Source organism: Methanocellales archaeon, from assembly GCA_028715985.1.
Lineage (GTDB): Archaea > Halobacteriota > UBA148 > UBA148 > UBA148 > UBA148.
Genome location: JAQUQR010000003.1, coordinates 50768 through 70468, shown reverse-complemented (window position 1 = coordinate 70468; position 19701 = coordinate 50768). Strand labels below are relative to the sequence as shown.

General features: G+C 43.5%; 20 protein-coding genes and 1 tRNA gene. 14 read left to right on the top strand and 7 right to left on the bottom strand.

Going from position 1 to position 19701, the window contains the following annotated elements; all coding sequences use genetic code 11:
- Positions 1–31: 31 nt before the first annotated feature.
- The 10 genes from PHI74_04210 (at position 32) to PHI74_04165 (ending at position 8847) form a co-directional block, all read left to right on the top strand.
- Positions 32–1549 (top strand): radical SAM protein, encoded by a 1518-nt coding sequence (locus PHI74_04210; GenBank protein MDD5485214.1) that lies wholly within the window; start codon positions 32–34, stop codon positions 1547–1549.
- A gap of 91 nt (positions 1550–1640) precedes the next feature.
- Positions 1641–2879: a serine hydroxymethyltransferase gene (locus tag PHI74_04205; GenBank protein MDD5485213.1), complete on the top strand. Its 1239-nt coding sequence runs from the start codon at positions 1641–1643 to the stop codon at positions 2877–2879.
- 14 nt (positions 2880–2893) lie between these two features.
- The gene (gene folD / locus PHI74_04200; protein MDD5485212.1) at positions 2894–3739 is read left to right on the top strand and encodes a bifunctional methylenetetrahydrofolate dehydrogenase/methenyltetrahydrofolate cyclohydrolase FolD; all 846 of its coding nucleotides are present in this window, start codon (positions 2894–2896) and stop codon (positions 3737–3739) included.
- A gap of 6 nt (positions 3740–3745) precedes the next feature.
- Entirely contained in the window at positions 3746–4909 is a 1164-nt protein-coding gene (gene purN / locus PHI74_04195; GenBank protein MDD5485211.1) for a phosphoribosylglycinamide formyltransferase, read from the top strand.
- Positions 4906–5853 carry a bifunctional phosphoribosylaminoimidazolecarboxamide formyltransferase/IMP cyclohydrolase gene (gene purH, locus PHI74_04190; protein ID MDD5485210.1) on the top strand — a complete coding sequence of 316 codons (948 nt, stop codon included), beginning with the start codon at positions 4906–4908 and terminating at the stop codon, positions 5851–5853. The genes purN and purH overlap by 4 nt, the downstream gene beginning before the upstream one ends.
- A gap of 10 nt (positions 5854–5863) precedes the next feature.
- On the top strand, positions 5864–7075 hold the full coding sequence (folP, locus tag PHI74_04185; protein ID MDD5485209.1) for a dihydropteroate synthase: 1212 nt from the start codon (positions 5864–5866) through the stop codon (positions 7073–7075).
- Between the two features lie 14 nt (positions 7076–7089).
- Positions 7090–7848 (top strand): coenzyme F420-0:L-glutamate ligase, encoded by a 759-nt coding sequence (gene cofE / locus PHI74_04180; GenBank protein ID MDD5485208.1) that lies wholly within the window; start codon positions 7090–7092, stop codon positions 7846–7848.
- 195 nt (positions 7849–8043) lie between these two features.
- Positions 8044–8116, top strand: a tRNA-Gln gene (locus tag PHI74_04175).
- Positions 8117–8199: 83 nt separating this feature from the next.
- Complete coding sequence (locus PHI74_04170; GenBank protein ID MDD5485207.1) at positions 8200–8424, top strand: LSM domain-containing protein; 225 nt, start codon at positions 8200–8202, stop codon at positions 8422–8424.
- A 6-nt stretch (positions 8425–8430) separates the two neighbouring features.
- Positions 8431–8847 (top strand): hypothetical protein, encoded by a 417-nt coding sequence (locus tag PHI74_04165; protein ID MDD5485206.1) that lies wholly within the window; start codon positions 8431–8433, stop codon positions 8845–8847.
- Between the two features lie 187 nt (positions 8848–9034).
- Here the strand turns inward: PHI74_04165 and PHI74_04160 are convergent, their stop codons facing one another.
- The 4 genes from PHI74_04160 to PHI74_04145 are packed head-to-tail and all read right to left on the bottom strand — an operon-like array spanning position 9035 to position 12877.
- Complete coding sequence (locus PHI74_04160; GenBank protein ID MDD5485205.1) at positions 9035–10063, bottom strand: hypothetical protein; 1029 nt, start codon at positions 10061–10063, stop codon at positions 9035–9037.
- A gap of 12 nt (positions 10064–10075) precedes the next feature.
- Positions 10076–11041: an HD domain-containing protein gene (locus PHI74_04155; protein ID MDD5485204.1), complete on the bottom strand. Its 966-nt coding sequence runs from the start codon at positions 11039–11041 to the stop codon at positions 10076–10078.
- Positions 11042–11057: 16 nt separating this feature from the next.
- A complete protein-coding gene (locus PHI74_04150; GenBank protein MDD5485203.1) occupies positions 11058–11684 on the bottom strand; it encodes a DNA-3-methyladenine glycosylase in 627 nt (208 codons plus the stop codon).
- Between the two features lie 56 nt (positions 11685–11740).
- Positions 11741–12877 (bottom strand): hypothetical protein, encoded by a 1137-nt coding sequence (locus PHI74_04145; GenBank protein ID MDD5485202.1) that lies wholly within the window; start codon positions 12875–12877, stop codon positions 11741–11743.
- A 475-nt stretch (positions 12878–13352) separates the two neighbouring features.
- Between PHI74_04145 and PHI74_04140 the strand changes: the two genes are divergently transcribed.
- From PHI74_04140 to PHI74_04130, 3 genes are all read left to right on the top strand, one after another.
- Positions 13353–14318: a hypothetical protein gene (locus PHI74_04140; GenBank protein MDD5485201.1), complete on the top strand. Its 966-nt coding sequence runs from the start codon at positions 13353–13355 to the stop codon at positions 14316–14318.
- 212 nt (positions 14319–14530) lie between these two features.
- Complete coding sequence (locus PHI74_04135) at positions 14531–15037, top strand: hypothetical protein (GenBank protein ID MDD5485200.1); 507 nt, start codon at positions 14531–14533, stop codon at positions 15035–15037.
- Positions 15038–15080: 43 nt separating this feature from the next.
- A complete protein-coding gene (locus PHI74_04130; GenBank protein MDD5485199.1) occupies positions 15081–15686 on the top strand; it encodes a rhomboid family intramembrane serine protease in 606 nt (201 codons plus the stop codon).
- Positions 15687–15733: 47 nt separating this feature from the next.
- On the opposite strand, the gene gltA is transcribed toward PHI74_04130, so the two are convergent.
- Both gltA and PHI74_04120 read right to left on the bottom strand, forming a co-directional pair.
- Complete coding sequence (gene gltA, locus PHI74_04125) at positions 15734–17107, bottom strand: NADPH-dependent glutamate synthase (protein ID MDD5485198.1); 1374 nt, start codon at positions 17105–17107, stop codon at positions 15734–15736.
- 6 nt (positions 17108–17113) lie between these two features.
- Positions 17114–17989 (bottom strand): sulfide/dihydroorotate dehydrogenase-like FAD/NAD-binding protein, encoded by an 876-nt coding sequence (locus tag PHI74_04120; protein ID MDD5485197.1) that lies wholly within the window; start codon positions 17987–17989, stop codon positions 17114–17116.
- A 62-nt stretch (positions 17990–18051) separates the two neighbouring features.
- Here PHI74_04120 and PHI74_04115 point away from each other — a divergent pair, with 62 nt between their 5' ends.
- Positions 18052–18696 carry a DUF116 domain-containing protein gene (locus tag PHI74_04115; protein MDD5485196.1) on the top strand — a complete coding sequence of 215 codons (645 nt, stop codon included), beginning with the start codon at positions 18052–18054 and terminating at the stop codon, positions 18694–18696.
- On the opposite strand, the gene PHI74_04110 is transcribed toward PHI74_04115, so the two are convergent.
- Entirely contained in the window at positions 18674–19642 is a 969-nt protein-coding gene (locus PHI74_04110; protein ID MDD5485195.1) for an MBL fold metallo-hydrolase, read from the bottom strand. The genes PHI74_04115 and PHI74_04110 overlap by 23 nt on opposite strands.
- Between the last annotated feature and the right edge of the window lie 59 nt (positions 19643–19701).

Here is a 19701-nt window from a genome sequence, read left to right as displayed (position 1 = left end):
AATTAAATTATCTAACGGGAGGCGTATTACATTGAGTTCTTACCAAAGTAGACTTAACCCTGGACTGCCCAAGCATACCACTTCTTTGTGCCCGGATTGCAAGAAGGTCGTTGATGCGACCATCTTCGAGCGAGATGGTGCCGTTTGGATGTCGAAGGAGTGCCCGGAGCATGGTCTCTTTGAGGATGTCTACTGGTCAGATGCTGATATGTATCTTAGGGTTGAGAAATATGCATATGACGGAACAGGGGTTCAAAATCCGCAGACTGCTGCATCAAACTGTCCATTTGATTGCGGTCTTTGCGACATTCATCTGAGTTCCACTTGTCTCGGAAACATCGATGTTACGAATAGATGCAACCTATCATGCGATTTTTGTTTCGCAAATGCTAACGTACAAAAAAGAGTGTACGAGCCCTCTTTTGAGCAAATAAAGGATATGCTCGCTGCGTTAAGGGGGGAACGCCCGGTCCCCACACCGGCAGTTCAATTTTCTGGTGGGGAGCCGACCCTTAGGTCAGACCTCCCGAAGATCATCAAGCTTGCCAAAAAAATGGGATTCCTACAGGTACAGATAGCTACAAATGGCGTCAGATTGGGGGAGGATCCCAAATATGCTCAAACGCTAAAGGATGCGGGACTAAGCACAGTTTACCTTCATTTCGATGGAGTGTCGAAAAAGACAGAGCCCCTGATAGAGATTAGAAAGAAGGCGATCGAGCATTGTCGCAAGGCAAGGCAGGGAGTTACGCTCGTCCCAACCGTCATCAATGGTTTTAACGATCATGAAGTAGGGGATACCATCCGGCTTGCCATGGAGAATATCGACGTTATAAGGGGCGTTAATTTCCAACCTATCGCATTTACGGGTGCAGCTTCCACTGAAGAGAGAACGCGTCAAAGGTTCACGATCCCCGATCTGGCAGATCGAATAGAGCAACAGACAAACGGAGCGATCAAAAAAAGCGATTTTTACCCGGTTCCATGCGTCGTATCGCTATCAAAATTAGTCGAGGAATACACGAAAAAGCCCCAGATTGCGTTCAGCGCTCACCCGCATTGTGGCGTTGCTACATACGTGTTCGTAGATGGAAAAGAGCTTGTGCCAATCAATCGCTTCGTGGACGTGGATAAGTTCTTCCAATCTGTGGATGAGGTGATCGGCATCTTAAAGTCTGGTGGTTTATTGGGCGGATCAAAAGCAATGATGAAAGGTGCGAAAGTGATAAACGATTGCGTCCATGAGAATGCGCAGCCAAAAAATGTGCACTTCAAGGAGATGCTTAAACAGATACTGAAAAAACAGAACTATAAGTCGTTGGGAGAATTCCATTGGAACGTTCTATTCATCGGAGCAATGCACTTCCAAGACTCCTACAATTATGACATAGAACGTGTTAAGCGGTGCGTAATTCATTATGCCACGCCCGACCCAAAAAGAAGGATTGTACCCTTCTGCGCGTACAATTCTGGTCCGACTTTTAGAGAAGAGATAGAGCAAAAATATAGCATTCCGTTGAAGGAGTGGGAAAGCCAGCATAAAACATGATTTATGCTACTTTTTGACCCACTTTTTGCTCTTTCGAGTCGAGTAATAAGACAATTTAATTAATTAGCAAATGCAAAAAAAATGAATGTAGGTGAATGACTTGAGGTTAAGCGACGTTGATCCAGAAGTGGCAAGAGCCATTATGCAGGAAAGGGAAAGGGAAAGGTCTGGATTGGAGTTGATCGCCTCTGAAAACTTTGTTAGCGAGGCGGTCCTAGAGGCGCAGGGCTCCGTCATGACGAACAAGTATGCTGAGGGATATCCATCGCGGCGATACTACGGTGGTTGTGAATACATGGACGTCGTGGAAAACTTGGCTATCGAGAGGGCTAAGAAGATTTTTGGTGCAGAACATGCGAACGTCCAACCACACTCCGGCTCTCAAGCAAACATGGCCGTTTACTTCGCCATGCTAAATGTCGGCGATACCATCATGGGGATGGAATTATCCCATGGCGGCCACCTAACACATGGGAGCCCAGCAAGCTTTTCGGGGAGGCTCTTTAACGTCGTCACCTATGGTGTGGATAGAAAGACACAAATGATAAATTATGATGAGGTGGAAGAGCTCGCAAAAACACACAAGCCCAAGATGATCGTGGCTGGTGCCAGTGCATATCCAAGGGAGATAGATTTTGCTGCCTTCAGAGAGATAGCTGATACAGTCGGTGCATACTTAATGGCTGACATGGCCCATATCGCTGGACTGATCGTGGCTGGAGTTCACCAGAGTCCTGTACCGCATGCTCATTTCATCACGAGCACCACCCATAAGACCTTGCGTGGCGCTCGAGGAGGATTCATCCTCTGCAAAAAGGAATACGCCAAGGTGATAGACAAGACTGTTTTTCCGGGAATCCAGGGCGGTCCTTTGATGCATTCCATCGCTGCCAAGGCTGTCACGTTCAAAGAGGCGATGAGTCCTGAGTTCATAAATTATCAAAAGCAGATCGTAAAGAATTCAAAGGCATTAGCTGAGGAGCTTATAAACAAAGGGTTTGATTTGGTCTCGGGTGGAACTGATAACCACCTGGTGCTTGTAGATCTGACCAGCAAGGGGATAACAGGCAAAGCGGCTGAAGAGGCTTTAAGTGAGGTTAACATCGTCGTGAATAAGAATACCATCCCGTTTGATCCACAAAGTCCGTTCATCGCTTCCGGTATACGGATAGGCACGCCGGCAGTGACGACGAGGGGCATGAAAGAGCGCGAGATGAGAGAAATAGCGGGAATGATCACTACGGTATTATCAGATATTGGTAACCAGATGATACGCCGAAATGTCAAAGAAGAAGTAGAGAGAATTTGTAATCAATTTCCACTTTATTAAGTAGGGTATGAATTATGATCATCGACGGCCGTAAGATCGCTGACGAACTCCAAGAAGAAGTTGCGAGAGAGGTTAAAAAGCTGAGAGGGGACTACGGCATAAGCCCTGGTTTAGCTACGATCTCCGTCGGGGAAGATCCTGCATCAAAGACCTATCTTTCGATGAAAAGACGAGCTTGTGAGAATATAGGAATATATTACGAAGAGCACATTTTTCCAAAAGGGGTGCGACAGGAAGAGGTGATCAAAAGAATCCTGGAGTTAAACGACGATGTAAGGATTCATGGTATTCTAGTCCAGCTTCCTTTGCCATCACATTTAGATGAAGAGGTGATCTTAGAAAAGGTTTCGCCAAAAAAGGATGTCGACGGATTTCACCCCCTTAACCTAGGTAACCTGCTTATCGGCAACGAAAACATATCGCCTTGTACGCCCTCAGGGATAGTGTTCATGCTAGAAAAGATTGGAGTGGACCCGAGAGGGAGGCATGCTGTTGTAGTCGGTCGAAGTAAGATCGTCGGTAGACCACTTGCAGCGATGCTTCTGAATAGAGATGCGACCGTCACAATATGCCACTCAAAAACGAAGGATCTGGGAGAGTGCACAAAGCAAGCAGACATATTGGTTGTTGCCGCTGGCAGGGCCAAACTAATCACAAAAGAAATGATAAAAGAGGGAACAGTGATTATCGACGTTGGGATGAACAGGATTGAAGGGAGACTTTGTGGCGACGTGGACTTTGAGGGGGTCAAGGAAAAAGCTTCGGCCATCACGCCCGTACCTGGCGGCGTTGGGCCCATGACCGTAGCCATGTTGATGAAGAATACCTTAGTTTCAGCGAAGAACACATTAAGAGGGTAACATTACATGAAGAAGTGCATCAAAAACAAGATTCTCGCAATAAGGGATGCACAGTCCAGTGAAGAGATACTATGCAAAAGTTTGCAGATCGAAAAAAAGCTTCTTGAGTTGGAGGAATTTGACAAAGCTAAAATGGTCATGTTTTACATCTCGAAGGGGAGTGAAGTCCATACAAGGAGAATGATAAAAGAGGCGATGAAGAGGGGAAAGAGGATCGCAGTTCCAGTTACGAAGTTAGAGGAGAGAGAGCTCGCTGTATCAGAGCTGCTGGATTTGGATGAACTAAAGTTGGATGCTTTTGACGTTCCGGAGCCAAAGGACCCAAAGCTCATTTCTGCGGGCGAAGTAGACTTGATCGTCGTTCCGGGCATCGCATTCGACATGAGAGGGTATCGTCTTGGCTATGGCCTGGGTTTCTATGATCGTTTTTTGTCCTCAGTTAGGGATGATGCAATCATAGTAGCGCTGGCTTATGATTCTCAGGTCTTGGATGAGATACCAAATGAGCACCATGACGTTCCAGCAGATGCAATCATAACAGAGAGTCGGGTCATACGTCCTCTTAAGAGAGTGCGAAGAATAAATATAGGCATACTTGCATCGGCCTCAAGCTGGGGAGGAAATTTAGCAGCCATCCTAGAGAGCATTAAGAAAGGCGAGCTAAACGTGAACATCACAGTAGTAATCTGTGACGGTCCAAATGCGCACATTTCAGATATGGCAAAGGGGCATAACATCGTGATCATCTCTCCTGACAGTGAGGAGTATGATGAAGAATTGATCTCCTGCCTGAAGGATGACTCCGTAGATCTGGTTGTGATGGATGGCTACATGAGGGTCTTGAGCCCCAGGGTTATATCTGCTTATAGAAACAAGATCATGAACGTTCATCCTGCTTTACTGCCGAGTTTTCCAGGCCTGAATGCGTGGCAGCAGGCATTAGATTATGGCGTGAAGATATCTGGTTGTACGATTCACTTCGCGGATGAAAACGTCGACTGCGGACCGATAATCTTGCAGAGTGCTGTGCAGGTCAGAGAGGATGACACCGTTGAATCATTGCGCAAGAGAATTCTCAAGGAAGAGACGGGGCTTTACCTAGAGGCCATTAAACTGTTCGCAGATGGCAAACTGAGAGTGATTGGACGAAAGGTCGTGATCGATGGATGAAAAAAAGCTTAACACTTAGGTTCGAGAAAATTCAAGATTTGAGGTATGGGGAGAATGCACATCAAAAAGCAGCTTTCTACCGGGACCCGGATTTCAAAGGGGCGTGTGTAGCCAACGCCATCCAGCTCCATGGAAAGATGCTGTCGTTTAACAACATCGTTGATCTGGATGCCGCCCTAGAGCTCGTGAAGGAATTTGAAAGACCCGCGGTCGTGATAATAAAGCACACCAATCCGTGTGGGGCTGCGTGCAGTGACAATATTTCCCAGGCATATAAGAAAGCGCATGCATCAGACCCTGTTTCTGCCTATGGAAGCATCGTTGCATTGAACAGAGAATGCGATCTTGAGACTGCGAAAGAGATCACATCGACTTTTGTGGAGGCAATAATAGCCCCTGGTTACAGTGACGAGGTCCTAAAGACGTTGAAGCAGAAAGAGAATTTGCGGGTACTGGAGGTGGGCGATCTCATCAAAACTCTCATCAAAACGACCGAGAAGGACATGAAAAAAGTCGTTGGCGGTCTTTTAGTTCAAGACAGGGATGTGCTGGATGTAAGCAATTTGACGACCGTGACAGAGCAAAAGCCAAGCGAGGAAGAGATGAAAACGCTATTGTTCGGTTGGAAAGTTGTTAAGCATGTAAAATCCAATGCCATAGTGCTCGCCAGCGACGAGCAGACCGTGGGCGTCGGTGCAGGCCAGATGAGTAGAGTTGATGCCGTCGAGATAGCGGTAAAAAAAGCTGGCAAGAGATCACAGAGGAGCTGCATGGCATCGGATGCCTTCTTCCCCTTCAGAGATGCAATAGATGTGGCAGCCAAAGCGGGCATTAAAGCCATAATCCAGCCCGGCGGGTCTATCAGAGATGAAGAGGTTATTCGCGCTGCAAACGAGCACAACATTGCAATGGTTTTCACCGGAATACGACACTTCAAACACTGAGGCATGATTGATGACCGGCGATGAAATTGTCAACATGGGCGATTCATGCCCCCCAAAGATTATGGGCGTTATAAACCTGAGCGAGGAGTCCTTTTATAAGGGGTCTATAGTCAGTGGAGACGAGGTAGGTAAAAGAGCGTCCACCATGGTCGAGGAGGGGGCTGACATGATAGATGTTGGCGCTAGATCTACTGCCCCGGGCGTTAGACAAATTTCAGTGCAAGAGGAAAAAGAGAGACTATTAGCCGCCTTAAAAGATGTTGTAGACCTAGGTGTGCCCACATCTGTGGACACGCAATACTCAGAGATAGCTGAGATGGCGCTGAACATGGGCGCATGTATGATAAACGATATCAGTGGATTAAAAAAAGATCCTCATATGGCAGAGGTCATATCTGATTTTAATGTGCCAGCTATATTGATGGCATCCAGGGGAAAACCTGGCGATCGCCTTACATTTCCCGAGATCGTGGCATCTTTGGTCGATAGCATCGCATTGGCCGAAGGGAAGGGAATAAGCAAGATCATCATCGACCCCGGCATTGGCAGATGGGTAAAAGAAAAGACCTACGAGTACAACCTAGCCATCATAAGCGGGCTTGAACGGCTTCTGGTACTCGGAAAACCCATCCTAGTGGCCATATCCCGCAAATCCTTTATCGGCGACGTCTTAGGCATAGCAGAGCCTTCTGATCGATTGGCGGGCACTTTAGCATGCACTGCCATCGCCGTGTATAAAGGAGCGCATATAGTGAGAACACATGACATAAAGGAGACAAGGGATGTGATCAGAATGGCAACAGCTATACGAGGAAAACAGATCATGACTGATGATGGAGCCTATCAGGTCATCAAGATCGATTACCTGAAAAACCCAGAAGATTCAGTCGAGCTGATGAGGTCTCTTGATGTGACTGAGGCGGGCACAAAGATAATGAGGGAAAAGACCGTGTCTCGGGTCATGCTCATCAAAAACGTAACAGCCCCAGAGGCTCTGATCATAAAACAGGAAATGCTCGCCAGGGGAGGGGATGCAGCCATACCCATGGGAGCGATGTCCGGCGAGATAAAAAGAGCGGACATCATCGTCATCGGCACTATATTACAAATCAACGATTTGATAAGGAAGTTAAAGACACAATCTTTCAACCTGCCCCTGATAAGCAACTTGATCAGAGATGCACTTGAAAGGGAAAAGGACGTAAAATATCTTTACAGGTGAAATGCTTGAAAAAGATGATGTTATACCCTCTCGAGACACCGATAATTAGGCCCGGGGATGATATTGCAAAAGTGATGCTGAATGTGTTGGAGAAGGAGAAGTTGCCCTTAGAGGATGGGGATGTCATAGTGATCGCAGAAAGCGCAGTTGCCACTTCCCAAGGTAGAATAAAAAAATTGGATCGCGTGAATCCATCTGAAGATGCAATGAGAATTGCTAAAAAATATGATCTTAATCCCAAGATTGTAGAGGTCGTTCTCCAAGAAGCCAATGAGGTCTACGGAGGGACGAGAGGCGTGTTGTTAACCAAGAAAGATGGATTGTTCGTTGTCAATGCGGGGGTGGACTCCTCCAATGCTCCTGAGGATTGTGTGGTACTGCTGCCAAAGGACCCCCAAGAAACAGCAGATAGGATACGAAAAGATGTCGAAAAGAAAGCTGGAAAGAAGATAGGGATAGTCATAGGAGATAGTAGAGTTATTCCGCTTAAAAGAGGGGTGATAGGCGTTGCACTTGCAACTGCAGGTATAGAGCCCGTAGAAGACTGCAGGGGAAGGGAAGACATATTTGGAAAGAAATTGAAGGTGACGTTTAGGGCGATAGCTGATGACATGGTTTCTGCAGCACAAATCCTCATGGGGGAAGCCGATGAACAAATTCCAATGGTGCTCATAAGGGGCGCCCCAATTAAATTTACGGAGGAACCGCAACAAGAGATGGGCCTGCCACCAGAAGAGTGTATATACATGAGCGTCTTTCAGCCTAAGTCTTGAACATTCTTTTTACATATTCTTACCGTAGAATTATCTTTATTAATATTTATTAGCTAGTATCTTGTCAATTTTAGTTGGAATTCACCTTTTAGACATAATAAGGTTCTTTATAAGTATAGAGTTATTCATAATGGAATGGATATTTATTAGGTATCATTAGGTTAATACACACCTTGGTAGAATAGATACAATAGCAGCCCGGTAGTGTAGTGGTCAATCATACAAGGCTCTGGACCTTGTGACTGCGGTTCGAATCCGTACCGGGCTATTGGTGTGTTGGCTTGGCATACGATACGAACAGCGGAAAACTTATAGGTAATTAATGGCAAATAATGTACAGAGGATTATATTTTGTTCCCGAATGACAAAGTTAAAAGCTTAATTGGCTCAAAAGTTCAGATTGAGATGAAAGGCGAAAAATTTACACTTGAGGGCACATTAGAAATTGTAGATGAATACCTAAACCTCCATTTAATAAATACGACAGAGATCGTAGATGGAGAAAGATCAAGAGTTCTAGGATCAGTATTGGTACGCGGAAACAACATCATCCTTGTAAACCCAGTCAATGAGTGAGATGGTATGAAAGGTTGGACCGAAGATGAAATCAAGCTGCTTAGAGGGCACGCTTCATCATCAAAAGACGAATTAATAAAATTGTTTCCCGACCGATCTTGGGCAAGCATCAAGAAAAAAAGATCAAGGATTACCAAGATGAGAAAACTCCCGGAGTGGTTTTCTTTTGATTTGCTCAAAGACAAATCAATAGAAGAGTTGGCTGAGGAGAGGGGACTTAACCCAAGAACTATTCATAGAATTATCCAAAAAGGTGGCAGATCAGTAAAGGATTTCAGGAGATCCCCTTATTCAAAATACGAGTTGATGATGGCAGATGGCATGTTCTCTCCATGCGTTTGTTGCAGTGGAGGGGAGTGTGTGCCAGAATATTGCAATAATTTGGATAAATGGATCCAAGCCTTGATAGAAAGCCTTTGCTAAGGTGAGTTTTACCGCCTTTTCTGCAGCTTTAGCGACTTAGCCAGCGTTATCATAATCCGTATTAACTAATCCAATCTAATCTAGCCTAACACAATCCCTATGTCAATGAACTTAACTTATCAGCTTAATACCGATTAAATCCCTGATGAAATGCCAATCGCTGTGTTGGTGCAACGTCACGCCCCATTTACCCATTACCCATATTAAACCGTGAGATTACCACGGCTGCATTTTTGAGTAATTTTAGAGCGAGCTCTTGATGAATGAATCCGCCCAGACCACAGTCAGGACCAGCATATTTTATCCTGTCACCAAATTTCTTGGATGCACTTTCGAGCCTCATCGTCATGATCTTTAAACTCTCGATCTCGTTGATCATCTGGTGCGCTTTACTTGTATCTCTCCATATATCAATTCCAGTCGCATCCCTATATTCAGCTGCCATAGCATCTATATCAGTTCTAGCGATGCCAACGCGTAAAAACTTATCATATTTGTCCAGATCGCTCTTCGGTATCACATCCATACTGCCTGGCGTCGATGCGGATTCAATGCCAATGACGTTTATGCCCTCCACTTCATATATTTTCTCAGCCTCCAAGGGGGAGTGGAGATGAATTTGCATGTCCATTCCCTTCGCTGGATCGGACACTTGCTCCAGGGCAGTCAGCAATTCGTCATCCTCTAAGATCAATTGGGGATCGACTCCCAGACTGGGTTCATCGATACATATAACCCGTGTCTCAAGATGTTTTTTTCTCAGAATGCAATTTTTCACGAAATGAGACAAACTTTTTGTCAAACTCTCTAACACGTCAGCATAGATCACAGGTCCATAGCCCCTGATATGCAGTTCGACCGGCCCTGTAATGCAGACCCTTATTCCCAAGGCTTCGCCCGATGCATCATGATGCTCCTTTGCAACAGGCTCTATGGCACTGAGCTCGTTGATCTTCGCTTTGCCCTCTTTAATCACCAAGGGCTCATCACCCCAGTTCTTTGGATTTGCTATGGGATCCAAAAACTGAGAGATCATATCTTGTAGCTGTGGATATGTTAGAACTTCAATTCCAGATAACATTTTCATTCGCATGATATCCTGCACCAATCGCTCATACCGATCAGGATCGCTGATCACCATCTTCCCTATGTCCTGTCTTGCCACACCCTTGGGAAGTGGAAAACTTCCTATATCATCAGAAGTGATGTGCTCCATTTTGGCCTCCCATCAGCGAAGATAGATATGCTCGAAATCTTTGGTGTATATCCAGGGGTCTTCTGTCTCGGCCTCCTTCTTAAGACGAAGGCAATAATCTACCTTTGCATCACATTCGTCTGCATGATATATCGCAAGGGCCTCTGGAAATTGCGGTTTCTTCGGCGATCCGTATTCGTTATGCCCATGATGGCTCAGGAGGATGTGTGCCAACTTCAGCCTGAGGATATCCGGGAAATTCTCAAGCTTTTCTATCCTGTCCAGCACCATCTGCTCTCCCATTATCAGATGACCCCTCAGCATCCCTTCTTCGGAGATATCTATGCTTGTCGTTACATCATATTCTTTTATCTTCCCTATGTCATGGAGGATCGCGCCAGTCAAAAGCAAGTCCTTGTCCAAGGAAGGATGAAGCGTATACATTGCACTACATAATTTGACCACATTCAGCGTGTGCTCGAGCAACCCGCCGATGTAATTTTGATGTCTATGCATGGATCCCGGGCAATTCTTGAATTTCCCGACGAATTCCAGGTCATCGAAAAAGGAATGCAGAAGAGACTTCAGGTGCGGGTTCTTCACAAAATCGACGATTTCCAGAAGTTCCCGCATCATCTGATCCATGTCTTTGCTCGTTTTCGCTACAAAATCACCTATATCGTACTCAGAGGGTTCGCACCTCCTTATGGTGCTCGTTGTATCCAGGGCTATCTCCCGTCTGTCTCTGAACTCGCTAACTCTACCTGTGATGTGGATTATGTCGTTCGTTTGGAATATCTCGTAGATTTCCTTTACATGTTCTTCGTCCCTGTCCCCCCAGTATTTTGCCGTGATCTCACCGCTATTATCGCCAACCCTAAACTCAAACCAAAACCCAGATGCATATTCTCTTGGCGGCTTTTTGTACTTGACCGCGAAGAGGGTATCCACGTTGTCCCATATTCTCAGGTCTTTGACGAACTGATTTTTGTTCACCATATTTCCTCGCCCTAGTTCAGTCTTTGGATACTATGCTAGAAGTAAGTACGCATTCATCACATTTATGCTTATTACAAAATTCTTTCCCATGTTTGACAATCAGAGCATGAAACTCTTTGAATAGAGTTATATTTGGGGGTAACTCGCCCTCGAACCGTTCCTGCAACAGATCGTATCCTCCTGATATACCCAAACAATTACACATGCGAACCGTGTATGCATCAATGACGAATTTCGGCCTGTTCAGTGCATAGAGAAGGATGCTATCCGCAGTCTCCTTTCCGATGCCTTTTAGCGAGAGCAGCTCGTTCCTTAAATGATCAAGAGAAATCTGAGACATCAAACGGTTTTCAGCAAAATATCGTGAAGCAATTTGTATTCGCTCTGCCTTTTGCCTGTAGAAGCCCGTGCATTTAACCAGAGACTCCAGTTTTTCCCTATCGACCTTGGCGAGTGCTTCGGGATCCAGCAGATTGTGTTCCTTCAGATGGTGAATTGCCATTTCCACATTCTCCCACTTCGTTCGCTGGGTCAGTATGGCTCCAACCACCACCTCAAAAGGGGTTTCTGCGGGCCACCATTGCTGTGCGCCCAACTTCTCCAGAAGTTTGTTGTAAATTTCGATCATATTTGTGGATTGCATGAATTATCGATAATTTTCTAGTTTACATGCCTATTAAAATAGATGCCAATGTTGATTTAATTTTTATTTTCTTCTTTGATTTTATTTTCTATATCATCAAGCTTATCAATAGGTTTTTCGATAAATTTTTTATGAGATTCAGTTGCTGGTATAAACTTCCTTCTTTCGTTAAAAGCCAATTTTCGCCTTTGAAGGCATTTTCTGCAGTTCTCCAAATAAGTAGGATAATTATCACTATTAGATACATACGTGAGATAAAACATTAAATAATAATTTACACATAGTCTTTCCAAAATCGTACTTTTTCCCTTTGTAAATTCTGAATAAATATTAAATTTTGAATGTTTTTTGTGAGGATAAAATAAATAATCATTAAAATGACCTATTGCTATCAATATACTCTCTTCACCAGAACTTCCCACAAAAGTTCCACCACTTAAAACGCCACTTAAAACACTTGATATTTCAGTATAAGCAGATAGTAGAATATCAAAAATCTTAATTTTTCTTTTTAGTTCGTCATATTTTTTATTATTGAAAATACTCGTCTTTTTTGGTTGTAGCAATACTTTGAGATATAAGTTTTTTTCCAAGCTTTTTAATTCGGAAGAACTAGATAAATACTCCCGATAAAGATGGATGAACTCTTTAAGTTGGTTAGTAAACTTTTTAATTTCTTGGGTTTGGAAAGATTGATTTTGAATATATTGAATATATTCGCTGATGTATTCTGCTAACTTTTCTTTCCTAAAAATTAGCTTATATTGAGTATATGGTAAAATAAATGGAATCGTAATTATAGCTAACTCTAAATAAGCAGGAGACTCTACTTGGGCAGCCAAAAGTCCAGTCCAGTGCCCTAGGAAAGCGGATAAAGGAAAAATTACCGTTATGTTATAAAGAAATTGTCTATTAAAAAAATCAGATATACTAAATAAACCAAAGAAAACAGCAATGATTAGTAATATATAAGATCTCAATGTTAGTCCATTTATTGATAAATCGGCTGAAATAATTAGACCTAAAATAACAATCAATCCATAAATCCGATTGCTAATACTTTTTGGTAATTTCATTTCTTTATCGGCGTTTATAGATAAAAGAAGTCTTCCCATACTAAAGGCTTTAAACATTGATCCTAGAACAGCTAAAAACCAAAGAACTCGTAACAAAAACTGTAATAATTCGTTCATGGTTTTCTCCTCATCTATAAGGTAGGTCTACCTTTAGTTTACTCTTATTTTAGTTTCATCTAATCTTTCTTAAGTATAGTGTATATAGTGCTAAGACATTATTTCTAGTTAAACAAAGATAATTCTGCTCATTTTCTTACTTTTGATGTAAGTTTCTTAATTTACATTCAAAGATGTACCATAGCGAAATTTAAAGTGAATTAATTGATTTTGAAATGAGTTCAAAAAGAAATTGTAAAAATAAGGATAAGAAAGCCTGATAGACCAAGCGATAAAATTGGAAAAATAAGATAAGACCAAAGAACGAAATTTATATACAGTTAACTAAAAAGACGCCTTTAAGTTTTTAAAGGTATTAATGATATCAGATGCTAAAGCAGAAGATTGGAGTTTATTATCGATATTATAGATATCAGCAGAAAGCCCAGAAGATAAATAATAGTGAGATTGATGATAAATTGGTGAGGACAAAATAATGGATGTCGATTGCTCTGGATGCGGATATTGCTGCTTCTCCCCGATTAATGAAATTGTAGTAAGCCATATAAGGGATACTAAAACAAGAGAGCTCCTGAATAACGAATTAATGAGGTGCAGAGACATCGGCGTAATTACGAAAGATATCGTAAGGTCGGGATTGGTCGTTTCTAAACAAGAAATTCAGGAATTGCTAAAAGCTGGTCTTTCACACGCCTTAGCACCTTATCGTACATTTGTGCCACCAAGTGCCCATCTGGATATATTTCTGGAAAAAATGGATCTTACACACCTTAGAGACCTCTTTGAACACCAGAAAGTTTTGGTATCAATATTTAGATTTCGGCATATCGTAATGCTCTACGAGACTGATGATGGGTTCAATATACCGGTTTTCGCCTGCGTATTTTTTGAGCCGAAGGAGAAGAAATGCGAAATTTTTGGTAAAAGCTATAGACCCACGCAATGTAAGGCTTTTCCATTTAGCGCGATATGCACTTCCCAGACAGAGAGTGAAAGGAAGCCCGCTATAACGCGCCCCATGTGCGACCCTTGGAGACTTAAGGGAGAATTAACTTCCCAACAAAAAAAGGAGGCAACACAATTTGAAAACATAAGAATGAATTTTATAAACTGTAGCTACATTCCAATTACAGAAAAGGATATGGAAACGATTGGGGCCTCACTCAATAATTTGCACTTTGTAATGGATCACTGGAGGGACTTAACAATCTTAACTAATAAAGTATTTTTGAGATCTTACGGACCAGAATATGTTAATCCAAATTTAAACGAAGAGGAATCCAGATTTAGTGAATATATACATCAAAAAATAGCCTCTGGCCTCGAATGGTGGGAAAACCTTAAGCTTGAAAAAAGGGAAGTATTTGAAATTTCAGCAAGGATGGAAGAGATCTTCTTCAGCAGGATTCTGAATAAAAAAATCAATAGGACTTTTTTCTAAAAAAAGTGGTAGAAAGAGAGCTTTCAAGATGAAAAACGGCTATTTTTCAAGTTCTTATTTACTAAAAAAGACATATAGATGGATTATCTGGTCAAAATAATGGATAGTAGCGTATGGACTTGAGGGAAATGGTAAAAACGTTGAAATCCAAATAAATAACTAACTAAAACCAAAAGAAAATAAAACATTTTATCAGATTAGTTAGAAAAGATATGGCAAATAAAAAAGGTGGCCTAAAAATGGAAAACGATTGCAATTGCCCAATATTGGATAAACGGGATTGGGACCTTAAGAAACATGATTGGGATCAAAGAGCCTTCTATAGAACAAAGCATTTCTTGTTTCTTCACATGCCGATTGGCATTAGTAAAGCAATCAAAAAGGGCATGGATAGAATCGAAGAAAATGGATATAGGGTCAAACCACCCTACATGATGCTCGATGATGAAACCGGATTCTTTTCTGCAAACATGTTGATTGCCATAGAAGAAATTCCAGAAAATGATCCTGATGTGGAAGTGTGGGGCCCTACAGCTCTTTATTCAAAATATTATCACGGCCCATTCAAGGGTTTGAAAAAAGAGATAACCGAACTCATAGATTTTGTTGAAAATAAGGAGCGAAAGAAGCCAGTCAGGATCTACTCCTGGGTCACGAATTGTCCGAAATGCTGGGAAAAACAAGGCGGACCCACAACAATAATGTTTGCCAGAGTTTAATATAGGATAAACTAAAAAGCAGGAAGTTAGAGAGGTATGATTAGTGAGAGTTCTTGGTTATGATACGAGTGTGATAGAGAAATTAATAATAGCCAACGCAGTGATGTTCATCATCACATTGATAAATCCGGATTTGATAATAAATAATCTGGGTCTTCAGCCTTCTTTAGCCTTTGAAAGGCCCTGGACATTGGTTACCTCCATGTTCCTGCATGGTGGCCTTTGGCACTTATTTGCCAACATGTTTACGCTGTTTTTCTTCGGCAATTACCTCCAAGGTCTAATAGGTGGAAGAGATTTGCTAAAACTATATTTCGTTGGCGGCATACTCGGCAATATTCTCGTTGTTTTTTTGGCAGCCCCAGATTCGATCGCAGTTGGCGCCTCTGGTGCAATATTCGCGCTAGGAGGTACGCTATCCGTGTTAAGACCTAATCTAAGGGTGTTCATTATCCCCCTTCCCATCCCAATACCACTCTGGATTGCAGTGATTGGCGGTTTCTTAGTACTGTCATTAATGCCCTCTATTTCATGGCAAGCACATTTGGGTGGGCTGGTTGCAGGACTTGTGTTTGGCTATTATTTCAAGAAAAATGGCGTTGGACGGGAGGGCGTATACAGATTCTACAACTATGGGCATAGATACTGAAAAATGTCCTTATCCTTAATATTTTTAGTTTAAGAAAGAGACCCATGCTATTTTTTGGATACGTACTCATGAATCGCTCTGGCAGCTAGCTTGCCTGCCCCCATGGATTCGATCACAGTGGCAGCACCAGAAACGATGTCACCACCGGCAAATACCCCCTCTTTGGACGTCATGCCATTCTCATCGACCACCAAGGTGCCCCTCTCAGTAACTTGTAGACCTTCTGTCGTTCTTGATATCAGGGGATTGGGACTTTGTCCGATGGCTATTATCACGGTATCGACGTCAATCGTAAACTCAGAATTTTTTATTAGGATGGGCTTTCTTCGACCAGATTCGTCCGGCTCTCCCAGCTCCATCCTAACGCATTCGATTTTTTTCACCCAACCCTTCTCGTCGCCCAAGATTTTCGTCGGGAGGGTTAAAAACTTGAATTTGATTCCCTCTTCCCTGGCGTGCTCTATTTCCTCCTGCCTTGCAGTCATTTCCTTTTCCGTTCTCCTGTATAAGATGAACACTTCATCGGCCCCCAAGCGCAGAGCTGCTCTGGCAGAGTCCATGGCTACATTGCCCCCTCCAACCACTGCCACTTTTTTGCCTTCCCTGATGGGCGTGTCGTACTCCGGAAACAAATATGCACCCATCAAATTAATTCTCGTCAAAAACTCGTTTGCAGAGTAGACCCCACATAGGTCCTCACCGGGTATGTCCATCCAGCGCGGTAAGCCGGCACCACTTCCTATGAACACCGCATCGAATTCTTCCAGAAGCTCATCTACGCTGATGGTTTTTCCTATGACAACATCTGTTTTAATGGAAACTCCAAATTTTTTTATGTAATCGATCTCTGCTCTCACTATTTCCTTCGGCAACCTGAACTCAGGGATACCGTAAATGAGCACTCCACCGGGAGCATGAAGAGCTTCAAAAAGAGTTACATCATGCCCAAGCTTTGCTAGATCCGCAGAAACGGTTATTCCCGCTGGACCGGAGCCCACAACTGCCACTTTTTTGCCCGTAGGCTTGGGCTTGTTTGAAATTCCAAATCCCTTTTGGCGCTCGTAATCAGCAACGAACCTTTCAAGTTTACCGATGGCAACTGGCTCTCCTTTCCTGCCCAACAAGCAGAATTTTTCACATTGGTTCTCGTGAGGACAAACGCGTCCACAAATCGCAGGCAGGTGGTTCTTTTTCCTCACTATCTTAATGGCCTCATCAAAATTGCCCTCTTTGATGCACCGGATAAAATCAGGTATGTCAACCCCCACAGGACAACCTTTTATGCAGCCTGGCTCAGAGCACTGCAAGCATCTTTTGGCTTCGGAAACGGCTTGATCTGCGCTGTAACCCAGGGCCACTTCCCCAAAATTTTGAATTCTCTTTAGGGGGTCTTGCTCCGGCATCGGTATTCTAAGCGTCATCTTTACTTAACCCATCCCTGCCCTCTCCAAGGACAACTTTTCTTCTGTCAGGTATCTTTGCAGTCTGGTCATCAAATGATCGAAATCAATCCTATGGGCATCAAATTCCGGCCCATCCACACAGGTAAACTTAGTCTCGCCATCTACCCTCACTCTACAAGAGCCACACATTCCCGTTCCATCCACCATAATCGGATTTAGACTCGCCATCGTCCTTATGTTGTGTGGTCTCGTAACATTGGCCACTGCCTTCATCATTATGACCGGTCCGACGGTTATCACCAGATCGATATTTTTTCGCTCATCGATCAGCTTTTTCAGAATGTCTGTAACGAAACCATGATGTCCTTTGGAGCCGTCATCCGTCGTTATGTAAAGTTCATCGCTTGTTTTCTGCAGTTCTTCTTCTAATATCAACAATTCTTTGGTTCTGGCTCCGATGATGGAGATGACCTCATTTCCGGCTTCTCCTAATGCCTTGGCCTTAAGGGGGAGAGAAGCCGCGCCAACCCCACCGCCGATACAGACAACTCTCCCGTATTTTTCGATCTTTGTGGGATTTCCCAAGGGACCCATAAAATCCGAGATGCGGTCACCCTCTTTTAGAAGCCCTAATAGTTTGGTGGTCTTTCCAACTTCTTGAAATATGATGGTGATCGTCCCTTTTTGAGCATCAAAATCAGCAATGGTCAATGGTATTCTCTCTCCTTTTTCACCTATTCGCAAGATTATAAATTGTCCTGGCTTAGCTTTCCTGGCAACCAGTGGAGCGAATACCTCAAATAATTTGATGGTTGGAGCTAGCTCTTTTTTTGTAACGATCGTATTTATTTTATTTTGGATATTGACCTCCCCCTCCTGTTCGTGCAAAGACCTATCCAAGCAGTGGTATTATTAAGTTATGTTTGCTTATAACGATATGCATGTTAGATTCCCTTTACTCGGTGATTGGACGAATCATCGTCTATTTCCTCTTAATAACCGTAGTAACGACAGTATTCATCGCGATATTTGTGATATATTCATTCAGGACTGGTACTTTCCCTTTCCCAAATGTGGTGCTATCAGGCATATTGGCTTTGGAGGGGTCTGTCAAGGCACTCTTCCGATTGTTCAAGGTGGATGACTCTATAGTGGATGATGTCGTCATTCGAGTGAGAAACAAGGTCTCATTGAAAAGGTTTGAGAGTCTTCCCTTTGAAAAGAAGGCGATATTCCTGCCCCAGTGTCTTCGCTCAGTGGACTGCCCGGCGAAGCTCTCACCCGAGGGCATCCAATGCATCAACTGCGGTCGGTGTAACATCGGGGGGGCGAAAAAGAAATTAGAGTCCATGGGTTACATAGTTTTCGTCGTCCCGGGATCAAGCTTCATCAAGCGAATGATGTTAAAATATAAACCAGAGGCGATCTTGGGTGTTGGTTGCATTTCAGAAGTGAAAGATGGACAGGACTTATGTCATAGATTTGGGGTACCGGCCATTGGCATTCAATTGGAAACGGATGGGTGTATTTCCACTGCTTTAGATTGGGATATTCTTTATAAAACGGCAAAAGTAGATAAAATCGTTAGTGAATCATCACATTCGTGATTGCATCTATTGAAATAGCTGTAAATCCATTCTCGTTAAGGTATTGGGCGAGTTTTGACGGCCTGCTTCCAAGAGGATGATAGAGGATCGTAACCTCGGGTTTACAATCGCGCACCATCTTTATCAGGCCATTGAAATCGAGATGATCGCTTATCTTGATTCGCTGATGCGAACAACTTCGCCCGGTTAATACAAATTTATCCAGATGATCTGGTAAGCGATGCAAATCCCGTGGTGGAACGATGCTCATCTTGCCATTTTCTTCCAAGCTTACCAGCGACCCCATGTGTTCCATCAATTCCCTGGTCAATTCCAAGGATTTACTGTCCATGCCGATCTCGTCCTTGTACCCCAGGCTACGAAGTAGTTTGACCGCCCTTTGGGCCTTACCAAATGAATAGGCACCGAATGCAACGTTCTCTCTAATGGCATCCTTGAAGGCATCTATATCGTCCTTAAACCTGCATTGTGGATCATAAGGGTCCCCGTAGGTCGCTTCCGTAACGAGAACATCGCATCTTGGAAGATGGGATGCATCCTTGACGTCTCCAGTTACCAGAATGGTGGTCCCGACCTCGTTTTCCCAAGAAAAGGCTGTGGCACCTATGGTGTGTCCTGTCGGATGCGTTCGAATCCTAACACCATCCATATCCACACAATCACCCACGTTAAAGGTCGTCCCAACAAATCTTCTTCCATATAGGATCTCAAGCGCTTTCGCGGTTTTTTCAGATGCTACAGAGCTTGGGGAGAGCATCGCAGAGCCACCGTGATGATCCGAATGCGCATGGGTTATCAAAAGGGCTTGGGAATCTTCGTGAGGCGTGGTATCGATTCCAAATGCATGTAGCTTTTCTGACCTGAATGAGATCAACAGATGTGGGGTATATCCTTTAGAGCTCCTACTGCGTATTGGCAATACACCCAGATCGACCAGCTTCTTCAAAAGGCACCCATCCCCTATGAATGGAAGTTACAGCTTAAGATATATATAGGTGTTAGTTC